Source organism: Methanolobus vulcani (assembly GCF_006546655.1).
GTDB lineage: Archaea > Halobacteriota > Methanosarcinia > Methanosarcinales > Methanosarcinaceae > Methanolobus > Methanolobus vulcani_A.
The window spans coordinates 1-7,575 of sequence record NZ_VIAQ01000005.1 but is presented as its reverse complement, the minus strand read 5'-3'; the positions used below and the strand labels follow the sequence as shown (position 1 = coordinate 7,575).

At 39.1% G+C, this 7,575-nt stretch carries 7 protein-coding genes; 4 read left to right on the top strand and 3 right to left on the bottom strand.

All coding sequences use genetic code 11. The features are described from left to right. Positions 1-223: 223 nt before the first annotated feature. The 3 genes from FKV42_RS00495 to FKV42_RS00485 form a co-directional block, all read right to left on the bottom strand. Positions 224-1,483 carry a multiheme c-type cytochrome gene (locus FKV42_RS00495; RefSeq protein ID WP_268865958.1) on the bottom strand — a complete coding sequence of 420 codons (1,260 nt, stop codon included), beginning with the start codon at positions 1,481-1,483 and terminating at the stop codon, positions 224-226. A gap of 301 nt (positions 1,484-1,784) precedes the next feature. Continuing rightward, on the bottom strand, positions 1,785-1,994 hold the full coding sequence (locus FKV42_RS00490) for a TOBE domain-containing protein (protein WP_154808293.1): 210 nt from the start codon (positions 1,992-1,994) through the stop codon (positions 1,785-1,787). 181 nt (positions 1,995-2,175) lie between these two features. Continuing rightward, positions 2,176-2,568, bottom strand: a complete 393-nt coding sequence (locus FKV42_RS00485; protein ID WP_154808292.1) for a hypothetical protein — start codon at positions 2,566-2,568, stop codon at positions 2,176-2,178. A gap of 1,022 nt (positions 2,569-3,590) precedes the next feature. Between FKV42_RS00485 and FKV42_RS00480 the strand changes: the two genes are divergently transcribed. From FKV42_RS00480 to pyrF, 4 genes are all read left to right on the top strand, one after another. Next, entirely contained in the window at positions 3,591-4,373 is a 783-nt protein-coding gene (locus tag FKV42_RS00480; protein WP_154808291.1) for a cell division protein CdpA domain-containing protein, read from the top strand. 3 nt (positions 4,374-4,376) lie between these two features. Continuing rightward, entirely contained in the window at positions 4,377-5,444 is a 1,068-nt protein-coding gene (locus FKV42_RS00475) for a disk-shape morphogenesis protein volactin (RefSeq protein ID WP_154808290.1), read from the top strand. Positions 5,445-5,777: 333 nt separating this feature from the next. Then, the gene (locus tag FKV42_RS00470; protein WP_154808289.1) at positions 5,778-6,731 is read left to right on the top strand and encodes a deoxyhypusine synthase; all 954 of its coding nucleotides are present in this window, start codon (positions 5,778-5,780) and stop codon (positions 6,729-6,731) included. 64 nt (positions 6,732-6,795) lie between these two features. Continuing rightward, the gene (pyrF, locus tag FKV42_RS00465) at positions 6,796-7,449 is read left to right on the top strand and encodes an orotidine-5'-phosphate decarboxylase (protein WP_154808288.1); all 654 of its coding nucleotides are present in this window, start codon (positions 6,796-6,798) and stop codon (positions 7,447-7,449) included. The last annotated feature ends 126 nt before the right edge of the window (positions 7,450-7,575 follow it).

Below are 7,575 nucleotides of genomic sequence, written 5' to 3'. Positions count from 1 at the left end.
TGTCGGACAGCCTGTTTAGCTATGTCTGGAATGATTTAGGATTCTCTATAGTGACCCCGCATTACATGAAGGAGAATACTGAAGTGGATAAGCCATTAAATCTCAATGCTCTGTAGGGAAAGATTGGAAATGTGGAAATATAAGATATCACAGAAACTTAAATTCATTTCGAGAACTGCGAAATCTAATTAATAAAAGGAAAGCAAGGCAAATAATAGATGTCTTACTTTCTCTTCTTCACGATCCACAAAGCCGTCAGCAATCCGATCACAGCAAGAATCAATTCAAAGCCTGGTTCTGATATTGTTGCCTGACGTTCGATCACAGAATCAAAGAGTTCTCCGGAAGTATCGAGATAGTCACTGGCTTTTTCCATATTATGTATACCATGGCTGCCGTCTGTCTTGACCGCTTCAAGATAGAATACGGCATTGTTGTAATCTGTAAGTGCAGCATCATATTCGAGAGTTCCGTTCAATTCTTCCAATGACTTGTTGGCATTGATCCTGGTTGCTTCAAGGTCATTGATTCTTCCTATGATGAGTTCCTGCTTTGCCTCCACCACCGGAATAAAGACTTCCTGATGGCAATCATAACAACCATTGGTAGCGTTGGAGCTGAACAGGATCTCAGGTTTAAAACCAAAAGTATGTCCGGTTATAGCAGATTCTTCGGTAGTATCATTGTATTCCTGCATGGCCATGTGGCAATTTGAACATCCTATGTCTATGGGATGGATACCTGTATCGTAGATTGAACCATTGTACATTTCCCATTGGGGATGCAATACCCGGGTTGTCTGTCCGTCTGGTGCTGCATGTTCTGAATTATGGCAATTCCCACACAACAATACGTCATCTTCTATCCAGTAACCAGCTGAATGAGGTTCATGGCAGGCAACACATGCAATACGCCATTCTGATACATCGGAGGGTTCAGGAACCTCATGAAGGTTCAGTCCAAAGACATCTGGATCTTCGAGATTCGGGATTGCACCGTCTGTTGCTTTGCAAGAAACACAGGACTTGTCCCTGCCAAGGATATACGGTTCCGCAATATCGGTTGGTTCTGAATGACTTGACATGGTTGTTATATTGAAATTCGTATCATTGAACTCGTTCCATTCCTCAATTACCGGATGGTGTTCACCTCTGTGGCAGTTTCCGCACATTTCTGCAGAAAAATTCACTTCCGGTGCATAGTAAGAAGGTTCACTTATATGTGCATCATAACCTTCAGCCGGTGGATTATGACATACCTCACAGGTGACTGGTTCAATTGTTGTTTCAACATCTTCTCTCCCCCACGTTTCTTTGATGGAAGATTCAAGATGACATTTTGTACATTCTTCAATATTCAGAACCGAACCTCCGGCGGCTTTCAGTGATTCGGCGTGTGCTGAAGCGTTCCATTTTTCATACATTTCAAGATGACAATTTTTACATGTTTCAGGTTGCCACGCCTCTGATATGGTGCACAACATAAGTAATATGAATAGAGCTGGACAAATGTATTTCAGCAAAAAACTCCCCCTTGATTTTACCCATATTAAAATCAGATATTATTCTATTTAAGGGAATTGTCCTGTTCAGCATCAGTTTGCAGGAACAATTCAATATTTTTAGGACCAGTTATCATGTCCTGATAGAAGTGATGCCATGTAGGAGATTCTTGTAATATTTTTAAAAGAATGCCGGAGGTTGGAAGAATTTCCTTGCTAGTAAGTCCAAGCAAGAAAAAAAAGCATGAATCAACTAGTTAATAGTAAAAAGAGAGTAAGCCACTTAGTCAGTGGCTAGAATAACATTTGAAGCTTTGACAATTGCATATGCTTCCTTACCGACTTCTATTCCCAGTCTTTCTGCTGAGCTTTTTGTGACAATGGAAGTAATCTCTGCTCCACCTGGAAGTTCAATTACTATTTCTGTATTGACCATACCAGGTGTAACACTCTTTACTGTCCCTTTTAAACTGTTTCTTGCACTAATTTTCATCGTTGAAATCCTCCAAATAATGTATCATTGGGGAATGGATATAATAACATAAATATATTGCCACGCTGCAAACACGTGTTGACATTTTTAGTAATATCTATTGGGACATCACGGATTGAGAAGCCGAAGATGCTAAGAAAAAGTGCAGGAATTTCTTGCGAAATCGTAAGGGCAATATCCTTCATTCTTTGTTTCCTACTATTCGATATATTGCCTGTAATGCAGGAGTGGGTAGATAATTGTTGCCATCGAGTTTGAAAACAACCTCTTTCAAAATAGCTCTATCTTCTTTATGTCCAATCCACAGAGTATGCATTTTTCCGTATTCAATCTTGTTCTTTAATAATCCTGATTTCTTTTTTGACCTAAAAGAAATCTCATGATATGAATGTTTTCCCCAATCATTCAGTTTTTTCATATCTGTTCTGCTAATATCATATCCGCTATCCATAAGGTAATGAATTATGTTTATGACTAAAATATGATAATTTTTATCTAAATCAAATCGGGAAAGTTCAACCTGTTTCTTACCACCAATGTCTTTGAGGGTCACAGTATAGGGATTTTCTGGCATTGTGCATATCACTTAAGTTTTTTCTCATATAACTGGCAAAGAATCTGAATATATTGTCTTTATCTATATATAAACACGACTATATAAATTTTCGTAGTACTGGCAGTGATAATTTAGATTAGTATGAGAGGTATGAATAACAAAGAGGATGTGAAATGAATAAACACTGATAGAAATCAGTGTTCAACATGTGGGTGATAACACACAAAGCCGAGTGATAATGGAAAATATATCTAACAAGGAAAACCACATCCTGAGATTAACTAAATATGGCCTTATGGGGGTAAAAGGAATGTTGAGAGAAATCGGGTAAGTGTGTTTACCCCCACAAGGTAGCACTAACCCCAACTCGTGTCCCATCACAAATATTTGCGTATATCTCTTTTTTCACATATAGCTTCATAAGAAAAATAGTTTCGGAAAGACATTTCCTGCCATGCTTTTTGAATACAAAAAGTGAAATAAGATGCAAAGTCCCTTGATCAGCATCTTACAGGCGGGCAATGATGGCATTATGTAAATAAAATTGAAAGTAGTTTTTCTACGGAGTTCATATCTGATTTTGTCTCATACTCAAATTGTTTTGTTGCTTAGTGATATATGTATTAGGAAGAATGTTAAACAAAAATTGCTTGAATGCTCAGTGAATGATTGGAAGGGATATAAAAACTAGAGGAACACCGGCAAAACAAACCCAAACCGGTGTTCTTATGGGTGGTACTATTAAAAAACAGCTTTACAGTTACACATAAGCACAACTGATATAAAAGGTATTCATTAAAAAAGACTTTTAATTTAATTGTAAGGTAACAATAAAGGCGTGTAATCCAGGGGGTACGATGGTTTAGCAGGTAGTGAAAAAATAGTCCTGTAATCATCCACACTTTAGTAATCATTCATAAATTATATTACGTGTAGTCTACACGAAGCCCGATAAATATAGCTATATATATTAATATATATGTATAAAAGTTACACAATAAACAAAGAATATATATTAAGAAAAATATTCATCTATATTAATGGAATCGAAACTCAGATACTATTTCGGGTCAATGGTATTCCTGTCTGGCCTCATACTATCCATAAGTGCAATTGGATTTGCTATAATGGTCCATCTCAGGAGAACTTCTGATCCTTCAGAAATAATAACCACTTATGGCCTATTGGGCGTTGGGCTTTCTTTCATTTTATTGGGCATTAACCTGATGATCAGTCAGCGCCGACCTTACGGAGTCCATAGTAACTGGGTAATGATAATCGGTTTTCTGTCTTCCATTTTTGGCGTAATCTACTTTGCAATAATTTTCTCGGATAAATGGGTATATCCATATGTTACCTATGTTTCGTTTGCATATGCAGCTGGCATTTGTCTGCTTTCAGGTAATGCCTTTGGAAATGCAGTATTGAAACTTATCGAAGAACGTTCAAGGCAACTGCTCGAAGAGGATCCACTTAGCGCATATACCGAAGAGGATATCGAAAGAGAAGTTGAAAAGACCCTGAATGAATCCTTTTCTAAAACGAATTTCTCATCATTCAGTATGGGAATAAAAGACGAGGTATCAGACTTCGTACCGGGAAAAGCATTAAGGGAAGTGGCCCAGGCTAAAATAGAAGTTAAAGATAGCATCAGGGAAGTCGAATATCTACAAAGCACTATGAGTGGAAAGGTCAAAGTGAATGATTATGGTATTGACTTGACAAGCAAAATGCTAAGTGCAACTATGAAACAGAGTGAAGAAACAAAGAAACAAAATTTCACTGACATGATAAAAAATAAAGTTGAATCTATTAGGAGGTAAAATATGGCAAAAGGACTTGATGTTGGGACTATGAATATAATCTGTGCAGAAAAAGGGAAAGGAGATTCCATAGCATTTGCACAGCAGAGGAATGCCTTCTTAGAAATGGAGGCAGGAGATCTTGCACAGAACATGCTAGACAGTGCCAAGATATTATACACTCAAAAAGGCGACACAATCAGCGTATTAGGGGAAGATGCATTCAAATTCTCAAATGTTTTTAACAAAGCTATTAGAAGACCAATGCATCAGGGAATTATCAGCCCTGATGAAAAAGAATCAATCCCAATGATAAAACTGATCATTGAAAGAGTTCTTGGTGCACCACAGAAAGAAGGAGAAATTGCATACATTTCAGTTCCTGCAGCCCCTGTCGACAGTAAAGTGAATGTTCTTTACCACAGTAAAACTGTTGAAGCTCTGTCAAAAAGACTGGGATATGATACACAACTTATAGATGAAGGCCTTGCGGTGGTATTTTCTGAGTTGGGAGACTTCAATTTCACAGGAATAGGCATAAGTGTAGGTGCGGGAATGACAAACATAACCGTTGCATATCTTGCTACTCCTATTGTATCATTCAGTATTGCAAGAGGCGGAGACTGGATAGATGAACAGGTATCCAGTGCCACAGGTGTTGCAATAGAAAGAATAACTTCAATAAAGGAGACTGATTTCTCATTCAGTTCTGATTATGAAATTGGAAGTGTACAGGGTGCAATTGCACTTTACTATGATGCATTAATAACATACATCATTGGAAACCTGAAAAAGAAGTTATCAGAGGTAGCACCTCCTGACGCAGAATTCCCAATCGCAATTGCAGGTGGAAGCAGCCGTGCAAAGGGATTCATGGAAATGTTTGAAAGCAGGATATCTGAAGCTAACCTTCCAATTAACATCTCAAAGGTAAAGAAGAACAAGTACACATTGTCTGATTCCAAGGACCCTATTTACTCTATTGCAAGAGGATGCCTTATAGCAGCTATGACAAGAGAAGATGCTGAAGCTGTGGAAGAAGAAATTGAAGAAAGTACAGCAAAAACACAGAAAAAGGCAGCTGCAGTTTAAGCTCCTTTTCTTTTTCATTTTTTCCTGCTTTAATTATACTTTATATTGTTAATAAAAAGCTTTACCAATATCTATTTTCAGATCCGTTAGTAAATTCTTTGCCACATAGCCAGCTATTTTTTGTTTGACAAGTTACTAATAAGTCCATTTTTTTATTTCATTACAAAGCGGGGCATTAATTACAAATTTACATATTGTATGGAGCTTATACTGCATGGAAACTGACCGAAATATGCCTACGTTCTTAAAGAAATTATAGAATTAACTGGTGTGTTCAATAACCTTAAAGAACAACCTCATCGTTAACTCTGCTTAGATTAAAGAGGCTTTCAAATGGAACATTGTCATTCACACGGAGATAAACTGAAAAATCCTATCAGGCAGGCGAAGATCACAGAAAATATGAGCGTTGACGAACTGGTACATGCAATAGATGGCTGTGCCTTTGGTGCAGGAAAACTTGCAGACGCCGTTGACATCTACACTGAGATGCTTGCAAATGGGTCAACCAGTTTCTTCGGACTTGCCGGTGCTATGGTTCCGGCAGGAATGCGTCAGATAGTTACCGATCTCATATATGACGGCTACATCGATGTACTCGTAACAACCGGTGCCAACATGGTTCACGAAATAGTGGAGTCCATGGGACTGCACCACTACAAAGGCTGTGCGGAATGTGACGATATCGAACTCAAACACGAAGAAATCAACAGGATATATGATGTCTATCTCCCGGAACCTTATTTTGTAGACTTTGAGGAAAAAATGAAGTCAATCCTCTCCGATATTGGTAGCGACACCATATCCATCAGGGAATTCATGACACAACTTGGAAACCATATCGAAGACAAGGACTCAATATTAAAAGCAGCAGCAGACATGAATGTTCCAGTCTATTGTCCTGCAATCCAGGACTCAATGATCGGACTTCAGGCATGGCTTTACAAACAGATGCACCCACTTAACGTTGATGCATTTGCTGATATGAAAGAAATAATTGATATCTGTTATGAAGCAAAAGACCCGGGAGCAGTTCTTATCGGCGGCGGAGTTCCAAAGAACTACATCTTCCAGTCCATGCTTGTAACTCATCAGGAATTTGAATACGCTATCCAGCTCACAATGGACACCCCTGAAACAGGAGGCTTAAGCGGTGCAACACTTGACGAAGCACGTTCATGGGGTAAGGTCAGCGAAACAGCACGCTCAGTAACAGTCCACTCTGATGCTACCATCACACTTCCGATCATGGTTGCAGCAGCAAGGAGCAGACTTGGAAAAATGTAAGTCGGCATAGGTATAAACTGATCAATTCATTGTCATAAATCATAGTTAAACAGGGAGTAATCACATGGAAAGAAAGACAGGACTTATACTGGCACTGGATGTCACAGACAGGCTTGAGGCTGTGGAAATATCCGAAAAGGTTGCAGGGTATGTAGATGCAATCAAAATAGGCTATCCGCTTGTACTTTCAACCGGAATGGACATGATCAGCCAGCTTTCAAAATTCGCTCCTATCATTGCTGACTTTAAGGTTGCAGACATCCCTAACACAAACCGCCTGATATGCGAGCAGGTTTTCAAGGCAGGTGCAGATGGGGTAATTGTCCAGGGATTCACAGGACACGACAGCCTCGAAGCCGCCGTGAAACTTGCAAAGGAACAGGACAAGGACATCTATGTTGTAACCGAGATGAGTCATCCTGGTGCTCTTGATTTCATGCAGCAGGTCGGTGAAGGAATTGCAAAGATGGCAGCAGATGCAAAAGCATCAGGTGTGGTCGCTCCGGCAACACGTCCTGAAAGAGTTGCAGAGATAAGAAAGATTATCGGAAACGACCTTTCAATAATCTCACCTGGAGTTGGTGCACAGGGCGGTTCAGCTTCCGATGTCATAAAAGCAGGAGCTGACTGGGTAATAGTTGGCAGAAGCATCTACCAGTCTGAAGACCCTGCAATGGCTGCAAAAAAGTTAGTTGATGAAATGAAAGAGTTCCTCTGAAAGCACCATACCGATTAAAAAAAACAAAAATAATAATTCTGTGTGCCGATGATGATAAATCACGTCTGATAAGTGATGAACCCTATGAGTTCTGAGGCACACATATTATAGAGGATTCAGATTAAC